Origin of the sequence: Lutibacter sp. (assembly GCF_016342705.1) — a bacterium.
Classification (GTDB): domain Bacteria; phylum Bacteroidota; class Bacteroidia; order Flavobacteriales; family Flavobacteriaceae; genus Lutibacter.
This window is the reverse complement of record NZ_JAEINV010000011.1, coordinates 92,414-111,342: the sequence shown is the minus strand read 5'-3', so window position 1 is coordinate 111,342 and position 18,929 is coordinate 92,414. Positions and strand designations below refer to the sequence as shown.

The window sequence follows — 18,929 nt, the reverse complement described above, 5'->3', positions numbered from 1 at the left end:
GTTTTGATTGCTGGCTATTATTAAAAAAAATATAATAACACAAGGCTAGCTGTTCAAGCTTCAGCGTTTCCTGTGCAGTTGAAGGGCTAGAACTGACAATAATTTCAACCCGTCACTTCGAGTGGTTTTATGTAGCCAAGCGAAATAAAATTGTATCGAGAAGTAAGGCGGAACGGTTCTCGATACACCTCCATTACATTGCGGCACTCGAATTGACGATGTTCAAAAACACACCCCTTGCACCTCTCCAGCCTATAAAAACGCTTTGGAACAAAAAAAATGACGGCCATTACTGCCGTCATTTTAAAATAGTTGTTTATAGTGTATTAACGCAAGGTTGCACCCACATTCTTTTCAAAAGTTTGTTGCAATTTTTGCATAATTTTATCTATTTGTACATCATTTAAGGTTTTAGAAGTGTCTTGTAATAAGAAACTAACCGCGTAGGATTTTTTACCGGATTCTAATTTATCGCCTTCATACACATCAAATAAATCGACTTCTTTTAAGAAGGTTTTCTCTGCCTGAAATGCCAAATTGTAAATTTCACCAAATGAAACTGTGGTATCTAACAACAATGCAAAATCTCTTTTTACCGATGGGAATTTTGGCAATTCACTTACTTTTACCTGCGTTTTACCGCCTACTTTTAAAACGTTTTCCCAATCAAAATCGGCAAATAATACCGCTTGCTTAATTCCAAATTCTTTTAAAATAGGCTTTTTAACAACACCTACGTCTACCAATTTAATTTTGCCTAAACTTAAGGTAATACCTTCAGAGAAAACATCATTTTTTGTAGGACTTGTTTTTACGTTTTTAATACCTAAACGTTCTAACAAAGAGATGGCAATTCCTTTTAAATAAAAGAAATCTGACGGTTGATCTGTGGTGTTCCAACGTGTTTTAGCACGGTTTCCTGAAACAAATAAGGTTAAGTGTTTTTGTTCGCTATAGCCACTTTCAAAACGGTGGTAGGTTTTACCAAATTCAAAGAATTTTAACGCACTGTTTTTTCTGTTGATATTATAAGAAACAGATTCTAAACCGCTGAATAATAAGGATTGACGCATGACACCTAAATCATTACTTAACGGGTTTAAAATTTGAACATTGTGATCTTCATTTAACGCATCTGATAAGGTAACATAACTAGGCTTTGTTAAAGAATTGGCCATAGTTTCATTAAATCCTTGTGCCATTAATTGATTGGCTGCAATGTTTTCAATTTTAGTTGGATCAAAATCTGAAAAAGAAATAGACGTATTTAGTTTATGTGAAAACTCCACATTATTATAGCCATATACACGTAAAATTTCTTCAATAACATCAGCTTCTCTGGTAACATCTACTCTATAAGCAGGAATTGTTAACCCCATTCCAGCTTCGGTAACACTGTTAAACTTAATATCTAAAGAAGCTAAAATATTTTTTACCGTTTCTCTAGGAATTTCTGCTCCTATCAGTCGGTTCATTTTTTCAAAAGAAAGAAATACTTGAAAGTCTTCTATCTTTTTTGGATATAAATCCACAATTTCTGAAGATACTTTACCACCAGCCACTTCTAAAATTAAATTGGCAGCACGTTTTAATGCGTATTCCGTAATGTTCGGGTCAATTCCTCTTTCAAATCTAAAAGAAGCATCGGTATTTAAAGCATGTCTTTTGGCTGTTTTACGAATAGCTACTGGATTAAAATACGCGCTTTCTAAAAAGATAGCGTGGGTATTTTCTGACACGCCAGAATCTAATCCACCAAATACACCCGCCATACACATTGGCTCTTCATTGCCGTTACAGATCATTAAATCTTCTTCGTGTAATTTTCTTTCAACACCATCTAAGGTTGTAAATGCAGTGCCGGTTGGCAAGGTTTTTACAATTACTTTATTTCCTTTTACTTTCGCTGCATCAAAAGCGTGTAGTGGCTGCCCTAATTCATGCAATACATAATTAGTCACATCTACAATATTATTGATAGGACTTAATCCTATAGCTTTTAGTCTGTTTTTTATCCAATCTGGAGATTCTTTCACTGTAATTCCAGAAATAGTTACCCCTGCATATCTTGGTGCTTTTTCTGTATCTTCTACAACAACATCAAATTTTAAGGTTCTATCATCAACACTAAAACTACTGGCAGAAGGCGAAATTAATTCTAAGGATATTTTATTTTGAATTAACCCTGCTCTTAAATCTCGTGCAGTTCCTAAATGGCTCATAGCATCGGCTCTGTTTGGCGTTAAGCCAATTTCAAAAACCTGATCTGATGCTACGTTAAACACTGTTGAAGCTGGTGTTCCTGCTTTATAGGTATCCTCTAAAACTAATATTCCTTCGTGACTGGCGCCTAAACCTAATTCGTCTTCAGCACAAATCATTCCGTGACTTTCTTCTCCTCTTATTTTTCCTTTTTTAATAACAAAAGGTGCGCCTTTATCATCATATAGAGTTGTTCCAATAGTGGCTACTGGTACTGTTTGTCCTGCAGCTACGTTGGGAGCTCCGCAAACAATTTGCACAGGTGCTTCTAATCCAATATCTACAGTCGTGATTTTTAGGCGGTCTGCATTTGGATGTTGAATACACGTTAATACTTTCCCAACCACTACGCCTGCCAAACTTCCTTTAATAGACTCCACGGTTTCTATACCTTCTACTTCAAGTCCTAAATCGGTTAATAATTCACCCGTTTTTTCTGCCTCCCAATCTATCTTTAAAAACTGTTTTAACCAATTATATGATATTTTCATTTCTGTTTTATTTTTTTTACGAACTGCAAAGATAATTAATACAATTTAGATGGGTAACTACAAGCGTTACTTTTTCATCTTATTTATAAAATTAATTAACGTTTATTTCACAATTTAATATTCATATTTTATATTTTTTTTAACATCTATATCGATTTCGTTATTGTATACTTGTAGCAGAGAAAGTTCTTAAAAATTACACTAAATAATTTAATACGGTAGCATTCCACTTTTGGAACTTGTATTAAATTTCAACATATAACTTTTTGATTGATTGTTATCGAAGGTTTGTGTGAAGTAAGATGGTAGCCACATAAACTACTCTTTTACTTCATATTAACCTTCTTTTTTTGCAGTACATTTTGAAACACTATGCATACAAATAACAAGAGGTTATGGATACATAGTTGCGTGTAAAGGTTAACTTATATTTGCCCAAAGGGTACTTTTTTTGGTGATTTCAATATAGGCTGTTCTCATCATTGCGTGCGTAGGTTTTGATAAAGAAGGATCTTCTGTGAGCAATGCAATCGCCTGTTTTCTGGCTAATTTCAACAAATCTGCATCTTTAATAATATCTGCAATTTTTAAATTTAACACGCCACTTTGTTGTGTTCCCATTAAATTTCCAGGGCCTCGTAATTTTAAATCGACTTCTGATATTTTAAAGCCATCACTCGTATCTACCATAGTTTGAAGCCTTATTTTAGCATCCTCAGACAATTTAAAACTAGTCATTAAAATACAATAGCTTTGTTCAGCTCCTCGCCCAACTCTACCACGTAATTGATGCAATTGTGATAATCCAAAACGTTCGGCACTTTCAATCACCATGACACTTGCGTTGGGAATATTCACACCTACTTCAATAACTGTGGTTGCCACCATTATTTGAGTTTCCCCTTTTAAAAAGCGTTGCATTTCATATTCTTTATCATCGGCTTTCATTTTTCCATGTACAATACTTATTTGGTATTGTGGTTTTGGAAACTCGCGAGAAATACTTTCGTAGCCATCCATTAAATCTTTATAATCCATGGCTTCGGATTCATTAATTAATGGATACACAATATATACTTGCCGACCTTTTGCAATTTCTTCTTTCAAAAATTTAAAAACCGACAATCTGTTTTTATCATATCTGTGTGCTGTCACAATTTCTTTTCTTCCGGGTGGCAATTCATCAATGACAGAAATATCTAAATCGCCATACACACTCATAGCTAAGGTTCTAGGTATTGGCGTGGCGGTCATGACTAATACATGCGGTGGCAGTTCATTTTTTTTCCACATTTTAGAGCGTTGTTCAACACCAAAACGGTGTTGCTCATCAATAATTGCCAATCCTAAATTATGAAACTGCACTTTGTCTTCAATCAATGCATGCGTACCAATTAAAATGTGCAATGCACCCGATTGCAATTGTTCATGAATACTTCTCCGTTCTTTTATTTTGGTAGAACCCGTTAGCAATTTAACGGTGACATCCATGCCTTGTAATAATTCAACCAAAGAATTATAATGTTGTGTGGCTAAAATTTCCGTAGGCGCCATAAACGCTGTTTGAAAGCCATTGTCTAAGGCTATTAAAATACTCAACAATGCTACAATTGTTTTTCCAGAACCTACATCGCCTTGTAACAATCTGTTCATTTGAGCATTAGAACCCATATCTTTACGGATTTCTTTTAATACCCGTTTTTGAGCATTGGTTAAATCGAACGGTAATTTATTGGCATAAAAATGATTGAAGTAATCCCCTACTTTATCAAAATTATAGCCTTTAATCTTTGCTTTTCGAATGATTTTCTTTCGAATGAGTTGCAGTTGAATAAAAAATAATTCTTCAAACTTTAAGCGTTGTTGCGCTTTGGTTAATAATTCCTGACTTTTAGGAAAATGAATATTTAATAAAGCGGCTGTTTTAGAAATAAATCCTAATTGTTGAAGCAGTTCTGCCGATAATGTTTCTGTAAATGAGCCGTTTAATTCTTCAAACAAATTTTCTACCATTTTAGAAATGACTCTGTTGGTCACCCCTTTATTTGATAATTTTTCTGTAGACGGATACATCGGTTGCAGCGCTGTTCGCAAACTTTTTTTATAATCTGCTAACAATTCCATTTCTGGATGTGGCATTGAAAAAGCTCCGTTAAAGTAATTTGTTTTTCCAAAAATAACATAAGGTGTATTTACTTTTAAGGCTGTTTTAATCCACTTAACACCTCTAAACCAAACCAATTCCATAGCGCCCGTTTCATCTACAAAGGTGGCTACTAGCCTACTTCCCTTTTTTTGCTGAACCGTTTTTATAGAAGTTATTTTACCAATGACCTGAATTTCCGCAGCATTTTGCTGTAATTGACTAATTTTATAGAACTGTGTACGGTCTAAATACCGATTCGGAAAAAAGTTTACCAAATCACTAAACGTGTGAATCCCTAACTCCGATTTTAATAAATCTGCTCTGTTAGGGCCTACACCTTTTAAATAAGCGATAGAAGTATTTCCTGTGTAAATTGCCATTTTTTATAAAATACGAAGGTAACAATTCAATGTACAATAAACAATTGCAAAATCTTATAATCTAATTATGTATCTTTGCAGTCCAAAATTTTAATATGAGATTACACAGAAACTTAGTGTTTACGGTTATAGATTCCATGAAATTAATTTTTAATGAAGGAGAATATGCCGATAAAGTTGTTGAAAAAGCATTAAAAAGAGACAAACGTTGGGGCGCAAGAGACCGTAAATTTGTGGCGGAAACTATTTATGATATGGTGCGTTGGAAACGTTTGTATAATGAAATTGCAGGAACAAAATCTCATTACACTACTGAAAATGTTTGGAAAAATTTTGCAGTTTTAGCGGTATTAAAAGGCTATAAACTGCCGGAATGGAATCAATTACAAGGGGTTCCAGAACGCAGAATTAAAGGAAAATTTGATGAACTTCAAAAAGAACGTGTGTTTAAAGAATCTATTCCAGATTGGATGGATGAATTATGTGTAAAAGAATTAGGCGTTGAAAAATGGACTCAAGAAATAAGTGCATTAAATGAACAAGCCGAAGTTATTTTACGTGTAAATACGTTAAAAACCACCAAATTAGCTTTGCAAAAAAAGTTAGAAGATGAAGGTATTGAAACCGAAACCATTAGAGGATATGAATATGCTTTAAAACTAAAAGAACGCGCCAATGTTTTTGTAACCGAAGCGTTTAAATTAGGCTTTTTTGAAGTACAAGATGCTTCTTCTCAATTAGTGGCGGAATATTTAGATGTTCTACCAGGAATGAAAGTGATTGATGCATGTGCTGGTGCTGGAGGAAAATCCTTACATTTAGCAGCGTTGATGGAAAATAAAGGGCAATTAATTGCTACAGATATTTACGAAAGTAAGTTAAGAAAACTAAAAATTAGAGCCAGAAGAAACGGTGTTCATAATATTACCACCAAAGAAATAGATTCTTTAAAGGTGATTAAAAAAATGAAAGGTACGGCAGATAGAGTTTTAATTGATGCCCCTTGTAGCGGTATTGGGGTTTTAAAAAGAAATCCAGATAGCAAGTGGAAATTACAACCAGAATTTGTGGACAATATCATTAAAACGCAAGCTGAAATCTTAGAAGAGTATTCGCAGTTGGTTAAAGTGGGTGGAAAAATGGTGTATGCTACATGTTCTATTTTACCTTCGGAAAACGAAAAACAAGTGCAACTGTTCTTAAAAAATCATCCAGAGTTTCAATTGGAAAAACAAAATAAAGTATCTGCCTATAAATCAGGATTTGACGGATTTTATATGGCATTATTAGAAAGAATAAGTTAGATTTTTATTAAAAAATCTAACTTATTTAACAATAGGATTGTAAATTTGGGCTGAAATTTTCTAAACCCAATGATGAAAAAACTTTTATGCTTCTTTTTATTAGTCCCCTTATCAGTATATTGTCAAATTCCCGCAGGTTATTATGATAGTGCTATTGGTACTGGCTATACATTAAAAACCCAACTTCATACCATTATTAACGGGCATACCGATAATGGGTATTCAGGTTTATGGGTAACCTATGAAACCTCCGATAGAGATTATTTTTATGAAAATGATGGTACTATTTTAGATATGTATTCTGAAAATCCATCATCTTCAGATCCTTATAATTATACCATCACTACGGATCAATGTGGAACGTATAGTGTTGAAGGTAACTGTTATAACAGAGAGCACATCATACCGCAATCAGTATTCAATCAGATTTCTCCTGAACGGAATGACGCACATTTTATTATAGCCACTGACGGAAAGGTAAATAGTATACGCTCCAATTATCCACACGGAATGGTGGGAACAGCTACCTATACGTCACTAAATGGATCTAAACTTGGCGCCGCTTCAAATACTGGATATGCCGCTGGTTATACCGGTACTGTATTTGAACCTATTGATGAATTTAAAGGAGATATTGCTCGGATGTACTTCTATTTTGCCACCAGATATGAGAATGAACTCACTACTTGGGGTGTTGCTTACGCCATGTTTGATGATACTTCAGATAAAGTTTTTACCGAACCTTTTTTAACTATTTTAATGACTTGGCATCAGCAAGATCCAGTGAGTTCTTATGAAATTGCTAGAAATAATGCTATTTATACCAGACAAAATAATAGAAACCCTTTTATTGACCATCCTGAATATGTGGCGCAAATTTGGAGCTCAACACCTGATTCAGAAGCTCCTTCTGCTCCCACTAATTTAATTGCTTCCAATGAAACAAATACCACTATCGATTTAAATTGGACAGCTTCTACAGATAACGTAGGGGTAACCTCTTATGAAATTTTTAAAGATGGTGTGTTGTATAATTCCGCAGCAACAAATTCACACATAATTACCGGATTAACGCAGAATACTACATATAACTTTACTGTGTATGCTAAAGATGCCTATGGAAATACCTCGTTAGTAAGTAACACCGAAACTGCAACTACCACCAATATTATTGATGTTACTCCTCCAACAATTCCTACTAATGTTATTGTTAGCAATGAAACAAATGCTTCTATAAAATTAACATGGACAGCATCAACAGATGCTATTGGAGTTGCCAATTATGATATTTATGTAGATGGTACATATACTGCTACATCCGCAGCAACATCTTATACTGTAACAGGATTAACAGCATTAACCATTTATAGCTTTACCATTAGTGCAAAAGATGCTGCAGGCAATGCTTCAGCTACCAGTGACGCTGTAAATGGCACAACAACCGATACGCCTATAGTTTGTGGTACGGAAAGCTTTACTAATTTAAGTACCAATAGTTCCAGTTATACAACGGTAAACTGGACTGGTGATACCAGCGGTGCTTGGGTGGCTTCGGATGCTCGTACAGATCAGGTTTTAAATGGAAAAGCCATAACTATTAGAAATGGTGCAATCACTTCTCCGACTACAGCAAATGGAATTGCCAATTTAACTATGACTACACAATTGGTATTTACAGGTACTTCTGGAACGTTTAATGTAAAAGTAAATGGTAATTTAGTAGGAACCATTCCATATGATGCTACAGAACAAACCACAACCATATCAGGTATTAATACCAGTGGGAATGTGATCATCACTATTGATGGCAATAGCGCAACAAGTAATCGTGTTATGTTTGATGATATTTCTTGGTCGTGCTACTCAGGTGTTGCAGATACAGAAGCTCCTACTGCCATAACTGATTTAAATGCCGCTTCTATTACAAATACAACTGCCTCATTATCGTGGTCAGCTTCAACAGATAATGTTGGTGTCTCTCATTATGATATTTATAAGAACGGTGTGTTTTTAGCAGCTACCGCAACAAATTCATACAATGTTACTGGTTTAATAGCAAATACCTCTTATCATTTTACCGTATATGCTAAAGATGCTGCAGGAAATACTTCAGAAGTAAGTAATACTGTAACTATTACTACAACCAATACTTCCATCACAGCTTCCGAACTTTTTATATCTGAATATTTAGAGGGTTCTGGCAATAATAAAGCCATTGAAATAGCTAATTTTACTGGGAGTCCTGTAGATTTATCGACTTATACATTAAAATTAAGTATGAATGGTGCAGCATGGGGCTCACCAATAAATTTATCTGGAATATTAGCTACAAATGATGTATTCGTAATTTCTAACAATTCAGCAAATGCAACAATTTTAAGTGCTACAGATGTAACTTCTGGTGTAATCTCATTTAATGGAAATGATCCTGTTGGATTATTTAAAAACAATGTATTAATTGATATTGTTGGAGTTTACCCTAGCTCCTCAATTTTTGCAGAAAATGTTACATTACGTAGAAAAAGCACTATTACAGCTCCTAATACTACCTACACGGTTTCGGAATGGGATTCTTTTGCTACTGATATCGCGGATGGTTTAGGAACGCATACTGTAAGTTCTTTATCTGTGCCAGAATTTGTTGAAAACTTGTTTTCGGTGTACCCAAATCCCACCAATACGCATTCTGTAACCATTTCGTTTAAAAAAGAATTTGGCAACCATAAAGTTCAACTATTTAATTTTATGGGACAATTACTGTATGCTATGGATACTCGTACCACTTTTAAAAATAAAATAGAAGTTAAAAATATTCCAACTGGATTGTATATCATTAAAGTATTTAACGACCAGTACTTTTCAACAAAAAAAATAATTGTTAACTAATAAAAAAGCGACTCAAAATGTGAGTCGCTTTTTTTATGATTGTTTTTAAAGTTTATTAAAGTATTGAAACTCCATTTAAATCCGTAGTAAGCACATCACTCATATAATTAAAATACGGGCGCATCGCTTTGTAACTTTCATTTACTTCCTGTAAGAAATTAGGGGCTAAAACTTCATCATCCGTAAATTTACGTGTGACAATAAACTGTTTCATTCGGATTAAATCCATATTTGGATGTTCTTTATCGAAACCACGTGGTGCTGTTTTTAAAGCATCACCCTCCAATTTTTCAAAATAGGTGACAAAGGTGGGATTACTTATAATTTCACGAATTTCTGAAGCATCCATTTCAAATTCTTTTCTGATTCTTAGTAAATCTTCTTTGTTAGGTTCCCAAAAACCACCTGCTAAAAAACTTTCCCCTGGCCGTATTCTTAAATAATAACCACCTCGAAGTTTGTTGGTAGCTCTCACAAAATTTCCTGCAAAATGAGGTTTGTAAGGAGTTTTATCGGGTGAAAAACGCACATCTCTATAAATTCTAAATATTTTTACACTTTCAATTTCATCGTGCTGCTTCAATTTCTCCATGACAGCATTGTAAAAACCCTTCGCCTTTTTTTGTTCTTGCTGAAACTCCGTTTTATGTTCTGTAAACCAATCGCGGTTGTTGTTTTCTTTTAACGCTTTTAAAAAATCGATGGTCGTTTTTGATATTGAAGTCATATGAGTTAAATTTCAGTTTTTAAAGTTATTAATATTTACCAGTCGTCATGCTGAACTTGATTCAGCACCTCATACAACAAGTTAATAATTATGAGACCCTGAATCAAGTTCAGGGTGACGTTTTATTACTTATGTCTGCCTTCTAAAACGCTCACAATATCTTTTAAGGTATATCCTTTAGCTTGCAATAAAATTAGGTAATGAAACAATAAATCTGCGCCTTCATTTAAAAACAAGTCATCGTTATTATCTTTCGCTTCAATCACAATTTCCACGGCTTCTTCTCCTACTTTTTGTGCAATTTTATTGATGCCTTTTTCAAACAATGAAGCTACATAACTTTTTTGAGAATCAGCATTTTCTCGTCGGCTTGTAATAACATTTTCAAGTTCTGATAAAAACCCAAACGATTGTTCATTGACATCATTCCAACAAGTATCTGAACCTGTGTGACACGTTGGACCAACCGGATTTACATGAATTAATAAGGTATCATTATCACAATCATTTTTTATAGAAACAACATTTAAAAAATGACCGCTTTCTTCACCTTTTGTCCATAATCTACTCTTAGCTCTGCTAAAAAAAGTTACTTTATTGGTTGCTGTAGTTTTTTCAAATGCTTCTGCATTCATATAGCCTAACATTAATACTTTATTTGTTTTGGCATCTTGAATAATTGCTGGAACAAGTCCATCGTTATTTTTATTAAAATCTATGTTCATTTTATTATTTTTTATTTCTTCAAATCGTCATTCTGAACTTGTTTCAGAATCTCATCAAATTATGTTAAATTATTATGTGACCCTAAATCAAGTTCAGGGTGATGTCATCTTATAACCTTACCGGAATATTATTTCTTTTTAATTCGTTTTTTAAATCTACTATTTCAATTTCTTTAAAGTGAAAAACACTTGCAGCCAACGCGGCATCTGCTTTTCCTTCAATAAAAGTGTCTGTGAAATGTTGCATATTCCCGGCGCCTCCTGAAGCTATAATTGGAATATTAACCAATTCACTTAAATGTGCTAATGCCTCATTTGCAAAACCATTTTTAGTACCATCGTGATCCATAGAGGTGAATAAAATTTCACCAGCACCACGTTGTTCCACTTCCTTTGCCCAATCAAATAATTTTATTTCTGTTGGTACTTTTCCACCAACTAAATGCACCATCCATTCACCATGTATTTGTTTAGCATCAATAGCAACTACCACACATTGACTGCCAAATTTTGCCGCTAAATCGTTAATTAATTGCGGATTTTTTACTGCAGAAGAATTAATAGAAACTTTATCTGCCCCAGAATTCAGTAATACTTCCACGTCTTCCACCGATGAAATTCCGCCACCCACAGTAAAAGGAATGTTTACCTTTTCAGCAACGTGCATGACCAATTCAGCCAAGGTTTTTCTTTTTTGTTCTGTAGCGGTAATATCTAAAAACACCAACTCATCTGCGCCTTCATTGGCATATATTTCTGCTAATTCAACAGGGTCACCAGCATCGCGTAAATCTACAAAATTAACGCCTTTTACGGTTCTTCCGTTTTTTATATCTAAGCAGGGTATTATTCTTTTTGTTAACATATTTTAAAGTTATAAGTTAGAAATTAGATATTAGAAGTCTTAATTTATTTTAAACTTCTAATATTGTATATCTAACCTTGTAATATAAATTTTTCTATCTCTTTCATACTAATTTTATGTTCGTAAATGGCTTTCCCAACAATAGTTCCTTCGCAACCCATTTCAGCCAAACGAGGCAATTCATTAAACGTTGAAATTCCTCCTGAGGCAATTAGTTTAATCTTCTCGACTCCGCTTGAAGTGACAACACTTGTTTGATTCAATATTTTTTGATACAACTCAAACGAAGGTCCTTGTAACATCCCATCTTTTGAAATATCTGTACAAATAACATATTGTATTCCTTCTTTCCTATAATTCTGAATAAAAGGAATCAATTCTTCCTTACTTTCTTCTTGCCAACCACTCACTGCCACCTTTTCATCCAACGCATCCGCACCTAAAATAATTTTATCAGCTCCAAATTTTTGCAACCAACTTTTAAACGTGTCAGGATTTTTAACTGCAATACTTCCGCCTGTAATTTGAGATGCGCCACTTTCAAAAGCAATACGTAAATCGTCATCCGATTTTAATCCGCCACCAAAATCGATACTTAAATGAGTGTTTGAAGCGATAGTTTCCAGCACTTTATGGTTTACAATATGACTTGCTTTTGCACCATCTAAATCTACCAAGTGTAAATATTTTACGCCGTGATCTTGAAACATCTTTGCTACTTCTAGCGGATTTTCATTGTATATTTTTTGGGTTGTATAATCGCCTTTTGACAAGCGTACGCATTTCCCATTGATGATATCTATTGCTGGTATAATTCTCATTTATTGATATATGATATTAGATGTTTGATATTTGAAACATCTATAATTGAACTTTTAACTTATTTATTATTATTTCTTCTTGCCGTATTTATGGAAGCTACCGTAATTGCTAACAACTCATTCCCTTCTTTTTTTAAAACTTGTATTTCTTCTAAAAATTCAGAACTAACTTCTTCAAATATTTCTAACCAATAAACACTTTCATCAACCTCTTCTTCCACTATTTTTAATTTATTAATAAAATCAGCTGTTGATTTTGCTCTTTGAGACGCTCTATAATTTGCCCCAACAGAACTAGAGCTCCGTATCAACTGGTTTACAAAAGCATTATATTCTCTCGACTTAGGTACTTTTTCACAAAACATCCAACAGTCAATTGCAAACTTTTTTGTTCTATTCAATATTTCTTTTTTCATAGCAAAAACTTCTAATATTTAATATTATATATCTAACATTAGAAAATTTTGTAATATTTGCGCTCCTGCTTTGCTACTTTTTTCAGGGTGAAATTGTACGCCGTAAAAGTTTTTTTCTTGTAAAGCTGAGGCATATTTAATTCCATAATTGGTAGTTGCAATGGCTTCGTTATTTAAAGGCACATAAAAACTATGTACCAAATACATATATTCTTGTTCTTTTATTCCCTTAAATAAATCTGATTTTAAGTTTTCTATTTGATTCCAACCAATTTGAGGTACTTTTTCTGTTGCATCAAACTTAATAACATCGCAATTAAAAATTCCCAAACCTTGCGTATCACCTTCTTCACAATAGTTACACATTAATTGCATTCCTAAACAAATTCCTAAAACGGGTTGTTTTAAGGTTGGAATTACTTTATCTAATCCCGTTGCTTTTAGCATTTCCATAGCGCTACTTGCCTCTCCAACTCCTGGAAAAATAACTTTATCTGCATTTCTTATTTCCGCTTCATCGTTCGATAAAACCGCTTCATATCCTAAACGTTGAATGGCAAATTTGATAGATTGAATATTTCCGGCTCCGTAATTTATAATGACTATTTTCAATTTATTAATTTTAAAAGTTAGATATTAGAAGTTAAAAGTTGAATTATAAGATTTCCCTCATACTTCTAATGTTTAAAATCTTACTTTACAAAAGCCCTTTGGTGCTTGGTAAAATCATTTTTTCAGAATCTCTTTTAACAGCGGCTTTCATTGCTTTTGCAAAAGCTTTAAAAATTCCTTCAATTTTATGATGCTCATTGGTTCCTTCCGCTTTAATATTTAAGTTACAACGCGCACCATCTGTAAACGATTTAAACAAATGATAAAACATTTCTGTTGGCATTTCACCAATTTTTTCACGTTTAAAATCTGCTTCCCAAACCAACCAGTTTCTTCCTCCAAAATCAATCGCCACCTGCGCTAAACAGTCATCCATTGGCAAACAAAATCCATAACGTTCAATTCCTAATTTATTTCCTAAAGCTTTGGCAAATACTTCACCTAAAGCAATCATAGTATCTTCAATAGTATGGTGTTCATCTACTTCTAAGTCGCCTTGTACTTTAATGATTAAATCCATACTCCCGTGACGCGCAATTTGATCGAGCATGTGATCAAAAAATGCCAAACCAGTTGCAATCTCACTTTTACCAGTTCCGTCTAAATTTAATTTGATATAAATCTTTGTTTCGTTGGTATTTCTTGTGAGTTCAGCAGTTCTGTTTTCCAATTTTAAAAACTCGTAAATTTTTTGCCAATCGTTACTTTCTAAGGCAATAAACTGATCTAGTTCAGCTCTTTTGACCGTAATTTCATCCGTTCCTAAATTGGTGTCATCATTGATAAAAATTCCTTGAGCTCCTAAATTTTTGGCTAATTCAATATCTGTTAATCGATCACCAATAACAAATGAATTTTCCAAATCATAAGCATCGGAGAAAAATTCAGTTAATAAACCGGTATTCGGTTTTCTTGTAGGCGCATTATCTTTCGCAAATGTTTTATCTATAAACACTTTTTCAAATTTAACACCTTCATTTTCAAAACATTGAATTATAAAATTTTGAACAGGCCAAAAATCTGCTTCCGGCATACTTGCTGTTCCTAAACCATCTTGATTGGTAACCATCACCAGTTCAAAATCTAATTCTTTTGCTATTTTCCCTAAATAGGTAAATGCTTTAGGATAAAAGATTATTTTTTCAAAAGCATCAACTTGCTCATCTGCAGGCTCTTTTATAATAGTTCCGTCTCGGTCTATAAATAATACCTTTTTTTTCTTCATATTATAGTTCATTTAAAACACTGCACATTGCTTTGTTTTCTCTTTTTGTTCCTACCGTAATCCTTAATGTATTTTCACATAAAGGTTGAGTAGTTCTATTTCGTATTACAATTCCTTTTTTTAACAATTGTTGGTATCTTTTCACTGCATCATCCACTTTTATCAATATAAAATTGGCATCTGAAGGATATACTTTTTCAACAAAATGAAGTGATTTTAGTTTTTCCATCATTTTTGCACGCATTTCCAACAGCGCGTCAATTTCTTCCTGTACTTTTTTAATCACCAACAATCGTTTTAAGGCTCTATGCTGGGTTAATTCGTTTACATTATACGGTGGCTTAATTTTATTTAAAATAGCAATAATTTCTGCTGATGCATAACAGACTCCCAACCGAACTCCTGCCAAACCATAGGCTTTAGACAACGTTTGTGTGATTATTAAATTTGGAAATTCATTCAACCGTTCCAGCCAACTTTTTTCAGAAGAAAAATCGATATAAGCCTCATCTAAAACTACCAACCCTTTAAAAGTAGTTAACAATACCTCAACAGCTTCATTTGAAAAAGAATTACCTGTTGGATTATTAGGAGAACATAAAAACAATATTTTAGTGTGTTTGTCTGCCACCTCTAAGATTTCCTTAACTTTAGGTTGAAAACACGTGGTTAACAAGACTTCTCTTTCCTCAATATTGTTCAAATTTGCCAACACTTTATACATTCCGTACGTTGGTGGCAATGTAATTACATTATCTACTTTTGGTTCACAAAAAGCTCTGTAAATTAAATCTAATATTTCATCACTTCCATTGCCCAATAAAATTTGATTTACTGGAACATTTTTAAGTTTTGAAAGTTCTGCTTTCAAGGCTTTTTGTTGTGGATCTGGATATCTGTTTACACCACTTTCAAATGGATTTTCATTGGCATCTAAAAATACCATGTTGGTCACATCGTCTTTAAACTCATCTCTGGCAGACGAGTATGGTGACATGTTTTTAATGTTTTCTCTTAGTAATTTTTCAATTTTCATAGGTAACAATTATTTATTTTCAAATTTAAAAAATATTCTTAAATTATTTATTTTAAACTGTTTAATCGCAAAGTAACGGCATTTTTATGCGCATCTAATCCTTCTTCTTGTGCCAAAACTTCTATGGCCTTCCCTATCTTTTGAATTCCTATTTCTGAAATTTTCTGAAAAGAAATCGCTTTTAAAAACGAATCTAAATTTACCCCAGAATATGCTTTTGTATAGCCGTTTGTGGGTAAGGTATGGTTTGTTCCCGAAGCATAATCTCCCGCACTTTCAGGAGTGTAATTTCCAATAAAAACAGAACCTGCATTTTCTATTCCGTTTACATAAAAGTCGTTATTATGAGTACAAACTATAAAATGCTCAGGACCGTATTCATTAATCAACTCCAACGCAATTTCTTTCGTTTCTACATAAATTAGCTTGGAGTTTTCAATGGCTTTTTTAGCTATTTTTTTTCTTGATAATTGCTCCAGCTGTTTTTCTAGCGCAATTTCAACATTCTTTAATTTTTCTAATGATGTTGAAACCAAAATAACCTGACTATCAGTTCCGTGTTCTGCCTGACTTAATAAATCGGACGCCACAAAATCTGCATTGGCACTTTCATCTGCAACCACTAATAATTCACTCGGCCCTGCAGGCATATCTATTGCTACACCATATTTAGTTGCTAATTGCTTAGCTACCGTAACAAACTGATTTCCAGGTCCAAATATTTTATACACTTGCGGAATGGTTTCCGTACCAAATGTTAATGCTGCAATGGCTTGAATTCCACCCACTTTTACAATTTTTGTTACGCCACATTGTTGCGCCGCATAAATAATTGCCGGATGAATTTTCCCCTTTTTATTTGGCGGTGTAGATAATACAATTTCTTTACAACCTGCAATTTTTGCTGGAATTGCTAACATTAAAACCGATGAAAATAAAGGGGCTGTTCCACCTGGAATGTACAATCCTACTTTTTGAATCGGTCTTTTTTCCTGCCAACATTCAACACCTTCGGTAGTTTCAATCACCACTTTAGCGGTTTTTTGAGCAGTATGAAAAGCTGTAATATTTGCTTTTGCTACAGTAATAGCTTGCTTTAATTCTTCTGAAATTAATTGAGTGGCTTCTTCAATTTCTGCTTCCGAAACAAATAAATCATCTAGTTCAACGCCATCAAAAATGGAAGTATATCTTTTTACGCCATCATTTCCATTTCTTTTTACATCTGCAAAAATAGCTGTTACTGTTTCTTCAATAGATTCAACAGTTTGTGTTGGTCGCTGTAATAATGCTAACCAGTCACTTTTTGGAGGGTTTATAACTTTTTTCATTGTGTCAATTTTAGCTTTTATAACACCATTTTTTCAATAGGTATTACTAATAATCCTTCTGCGCCATTGGCTTTTAATTCATCAATCACTTCCCAAAATGAATTTTTTTCTATTACGGTGTGAATAGAACTCCATCCTTCTTCTGCTAAAGGTAAAACCGTTGGACTACGCATTCCTGGCAATAATTTAATAATATCTTGTACTTTATTATTAGGTACATTCATTAAAATATATTTGGAGCTTTGTGCTTTTAAAACCGATTGAATTCTGAATTGAAGTTTCTTTAAAATTACTTTATTCTCTTCTGAAATGTTAGGAGAAACTGCCAACACAGCTTCACTTTTTAACATCACTTCCACTTCCTTTAAATTATTTTTAAATAAGGTACTTCCACTGGAAACTATATCGCAAATAGCATCTGCTAAGCCAATATTTGGTGCTATTTCAACCGATCCGCTAATGATATGAATATCTGGAGTTACATTAAATTTTTTGAAATATTGTTCCACCGTATTCGGATAGGAAGTAGCAATACGCATGCCATCTAAATCTTTAATTCCTTTATACTTCGTTCCTTTTGGAACTGCTAAAGAAACGCGACATTTAGAAAACCCTAAACGCTCCGCTATATTAATATCATTTCCTTTTTCTATTAAAACATTTTCACCAATAATAGCTATATCCACTACGCCATCTCTTAAATATTGCGGAATATCACCGTTTCTAAGGTATAAAACTTCCAAAGGAAAGTTGCTTGCTGAAGCTTTTAATTGATCTTTTCCATTATCTATAGAAATGCCACAATCTTTTAATAATTGCAAGGAATCTTCGTTTAATCTCCCTGCTTTTTGAACTGCAATTTTAATTTTACTCATTTTTTTTGTTGTTATGTTTGAGCAACCTTTAAGGTATTAAAATAATAAACCCGCTTGATTGACTCAAACGGGTTATAAATATATCTTTTTTATTTTTATTCAATACATTTCTAGCTCGCTCGAGTGCAAGTATGGAAATGATGATGATGTGATTGAATAAAACGCATTGTTTCTTAATTTTTATAATGCAAATATATACATTTGTTTAAAATACACCAATGCGCTTTGTAAATTATTTACAAAAAATAATAGTTTGTTAATTATATAACAAAATGTTTAAAAATAACCACTAACTATATAACATGATTAAAAATAACAACCTTAAAACGAATAGACTTATTTTACGCCCTTCGACCACTGAAGATGCTGCATTTTTTCTTGAATTATTAAATACGCCCAAATGGATTGAATTTATTGGCGATAGAAATGTGCATACCATTAAAGAAGCTGAAGAATATATTAAAAACAGAATGTTACCACAATATGAAAAACTTGGATTTGGTAATTATACCGTTATTAGAAAATTAGATGGTGAAAAAATTGGAAGTTGTGGATTATACGATAGAGAAGGTATTGATGGCGTTGATATTGGATTTGCATTTTTACCAGCTTATAATAATGATGGCTACGGTTTTGAAGCATCCAAAGAATTGTTGCATGCCGCTAAAAACACCTTTAATTTAAAGAAAGTAAACGCCATCACTACCAAAGAAAATGTAATTTCCCAAAAATTAATTCTAAAATTAGGCCTGATTTATGAAGCTACCATTAAAATTCCAAATGATGAAGAGGAATTGCTTTTATATAACATTAATTTTTAATGAATG

At 33.3% G+C, this 18,929-nt stretch carries 15 protein-coding genes; 3 read left to right on the top strand and 12 right to left on the bottom strand.

The annotated features are described in order from the left end of the window. Positions 1–326: 326 nt before the first annotated feature. Complete coding sequence (pheT, locus tag JEY78_RS11495) at positions 327–2,753, bottom strand: phenylalanine--tRNA ligase subunit beta (RefSeq protein ID WP_291851256.1); 2,427 nt, start codon at positions 2,751–2,753, stop codon at positions 327–329. Between the two features lie 420 nt (positions 2,754–3,173). After that, complete coding sequence (recG, locus tag JEY78_RS11490) at positions 3,174–5,279, bottom strand: ATP-dependent DNA helicase RecG (protein WP_291851253.1); 2,106 nt, start codon at positions 5,277–5,279, stop codon at positions 3,174–3,176. Positions 5,280–5,374: 95 nt separating this feature from the next. Between recG and JEY78_RS11485 the strand changes: the two genes are divergently transcribed. Both JEY78_RS11485 and JEY78_RS11480 read left to right on the top strand, forming a co-directional pair. After that, positions 5,375–6,583, top strand: a complete 1,209-nt coding sequence (locus tag JEY78_RS11485; RefSeq protein WP_291851250.1) for a methyltransferase domain-containing protein — start codon at positions 5,375–5,377, stop codon at positions 6,581–6,583. 69 nt (positions 6,584–6,652) lie between these two features. Further along, complete coding sequence (locus JEY78_RS11480) at positions 6,653–9,469, top strand: endonuclease (protein ID WP_291851248.1); 2,817 nt, start codon at positions 6,653–6,655, stop codon at positions 9,467–9,469. A 55-nt stretch (positions 9,470–9,524) separates the two neighbouring features. Here JEY78_RS11480 and JEY78_RS11475 read toward each other — a convergent pair whose 3' ends face one another. The 10 genes from JEY78_RS11475 to hisG form a co-directional block, all read right to left on the bottom strand. Beyond that, complete coding sequence (locus JEY78_RS11475) at positions 9,525–10,196, bottom strand: DUF2461 domain-containing protein (RefSeq protein WP_291851245.1); 672 nt, start codon at positions 10,194–10,196, stop codon at positions 9,525–9,527. A 125-nt stretch (positions 10,197–10,321) separates the two neighbouring features. Further along, positions 10,322–10,921 carry a bifunctional phosphoribosyl-AMP cyclohydrolase/phosphoribosyl-ATP diphosphatase HisIE gene (gene hisIE, locus JEY78_RS11470; protein ID WP_291851242.1) on the bottom strand — a complete coding sequence of 200 codons (600 nt, stop codon included), beginning with the start codon at positions 10,919–10,921 and terminating at the stop codon, positions 10,322–10,324. Positions 10,922–11,030: 109 nt separating this feature from the next. Then, positions 11,031–11,786: an imidazole glycerol phosphate synthase subunit HisF gene (hisF, locus tag JEY78_RS11465; protein ID WP_291851238.1), complete on the bottom strand. Its 756-nt coding sequence runs from the start codon at positions 11,784–11,786 to the stop codon at positions 11,031–11,033. A 71-nt stretch (positions 11,787–11,857) separates the two neighbouring features. Further along, positions 11,858–12,607 (bottom strand): 1-(5-phosphoribosyl)-5-[(5-phosphoribosylamino)methylideneamino]imidazole-4-carboxamide isomerase, encoded by a 750-nt coding sequence (gene hisA, locus JEY78_RS11460; protein ID WP_291851235.1) that lies wholly within the window; start codon positions 12,605–12,607, stop codon positions 11,858–11,860. Positions 12,608–12,666: 59 nt separating this feature from the next. Beyond that, positions 12,667–13,023, bottom strand: a complete 357-nt coding sequence (locus JEY78_RS11455; RefSeq protein WP_291851232.1) for a four helix bundle protein — start codon at positions 13,021–13,023, stop codon at positions 12,667–12,669. Between the two features lie 24 nt (positions 13,024–13,047). After that, positions 13,048–13,635 carry an imidazole glycerol phosphate synthase subunit HisH gene (gene hisH / locus JEY78_RS11450; RefSeq protein ID WP_291851229.1) on the bottom strand — a complete coding sequence of 196 codons (588 nt, stop codon included), beginning with the start codon at positions 13,633–13,635 and terminating at the stop codon, positions 13,048–13,050. An 85-nt stretch (positions 13,636–13,720) separates the two neighbouring features. Next, positions 13,721–14,860 carry a bifunctional histidinol-phosphatase/imidazoleglycerol-phosphate dehydratase HisB gene (hisB, locus tag JEY78_RS11445; RefSeq protein WP_291851226.1) on the bottom strand — a complete coding sequence of 380 codons (1,140 nt, stop codon included), beginning with the start codon at positions 14,858–14,860 and terminating at the stop codon, positions 13,721–13,723. Between the two features lies 1 nt (position 14,861). Next, positions 14,862–15,896: a histidinol-phosphate transaminase gene (gene hisC, locus JEY78_RS11440; RefSeq protein WP_291851223.1), complete on the bottom strand. Its 1,035-nt coding sequence runs from the start codon at positions 15,894–15,896 to the stop codon at positions 14,862–14,864. Between the two features lie 47 nt (positions 15,897–15,943). Beyond that, the gene (gene hisD, locus JEY78_RS11435; protein ID WP_291851220.1) at positions 15,944–17,227 is read right to left on the bottom strand and encodes a histidinol dehydrogenase; all 1,284 of its coding nucleotides are present in this window, start codon (positions 17,225–17,227) and stop codon (positions 15,944–15,946) included. 17 nt (positions 17,228–17,244) lie between these two features. Continuing rightward, positions 17,245–18,102, bottom strand: coding sequence for an ATP phosphoribosyltransferase (gene hisG, locus JEY78_RS11430; RefSeq protein ID WP_291851217.1), 858 nt, complete (start codon positions 18,100–18,102; stop codon positions 17,245–17,247). Positions 18,103–18,404: 302 nt separating this feature from the next. Here hisG and JEY78_RS11425 point away from each other — a divergent pair, with 302 nt between their 5' ends. Beyond that, positions 18,405–18,923: a GNAT family N-acetyltransferase gene (locus JEY78_RS11425; protein WP_291851212.1), complete on the top strand. Its 519-nt coding sequence runs from the start codon at positions 18,405–18,407 to the stop codon at positions 18,921–18,923. The last annotated feature ends 6 nt before the right edge of the window (positions 18,924–18,929 follow it).